This window comes from Streptobacillus notomytis (assembly GCF_001902585.1).
In the GTDB taxonomy this organism is placed as follows: Bacteria; Fusobacteriota; Fusobacteriia; order Fusobacteriales; family Leptotrichiaceae; genus Streptobacillus; species Streptobacillus notomytis.
In genome coordinates, this window is record NZ_LKKV01000116.1 from 1 (window position 1) to 1,206 (window position 1,206).

At 26.9% G+C, this 1,206-nt stretch carries 1 pseudogene; it reads left to right on the forward strand.

Going from position 1 to position 1,206, the window contains the following annotated elements:
* Positions 1-1,206 (forward strand): annotated as a pseudogene (locus tag BUE91_RS07185) (hypothetical protein); the annotation flags it as partial.

Here is a 1,206-nt window from a genome sequence, read left to right on the forward strand (position 1 = left end):
TCATCAAAGTGAAAAGGATAGGAATGTAATTGAATATGAAACTAAACTAAAAGAATCTTTTTCTGGGATAGATTTATCAAATAACAAAACTAAGCACTCAATTAAGTTAAAATTAGATGTAGGACATGAAGGAAGAAACTATAAACTAGGAACATCTTTATTACTAAATGATAAAATAGAAGCTAGTGGAGATAAGTATGAATATGTAAAAAAAGCAAATCATTTTGGATTAGATCTTATGTATAGAGGTATATTAGAATTTAATAATAAATCATCCCTAACATTAGCCCAAAACGATTTATCAAGAAAAGATAATGGAAATAAAGAAAGATACAAATATGACACGATTAGTTTAAATACAGACACATATTTAGGGTTAAACATACCAGCGAGTAAAAGACTTAATATATTATTAGGGATAAGACATATAGGAAATTATGGTTGGATAGATCCAAAATCTATTTTAGATAAGGATGGACAAGAAGTAAAGTGGAAGAATATAGCAAAAAGAGATAAAGATAACAATCCTATAGGAAAGGATAATCAAGCTATAATAACATCTCAGACTACAGAAAAGAATTTGGTAGATAAAGAATATGAAAGATTAAAGAAGGAGAAGAAAACAAAACTAAAAAGAGATATACATCAATTAGATTATATAGCTACCGAAGAGAGTTCATCAGTAAAATCAATGTATGAGATGTATAATATAGTTATACCAAGATTTACATTTTTATATAGACCATATGAAAATATAATAATTTCAAGTAATGTAGATGTACCTATAAGTATAAGGAATTCAACTCCTGCAGGAATAAGAGGGATATATACAGGAGAGATAAAGTATTTAATAGATGATAGCTTTAAGGATATTGTATTAACAAAACAAAACCCTATTGAAGTAAAGACTAGAGGAAATATTGAACTAGGATCAATACTAGGAAATGAACCAGGCTATTATTTATCATATAATATAATGGGAGATATTAGTTTTTTAAGGGGAGAAATAAAAGGAGAAAATAAGGAGATAAATGCAAATGCGAGTTTAGAAATGCTTCTTTTAGGAACTGTAAAAAATATACCCAAGCCTTATGAGGGAGCTAGAACAGAAAAAGAAATTAATGAAACTATAATCAAGGGAAGTATTAATTTTAAAAATAATGATACGAATAGTGTTAATTTTAGAGCAAATATTGAAAATAATAA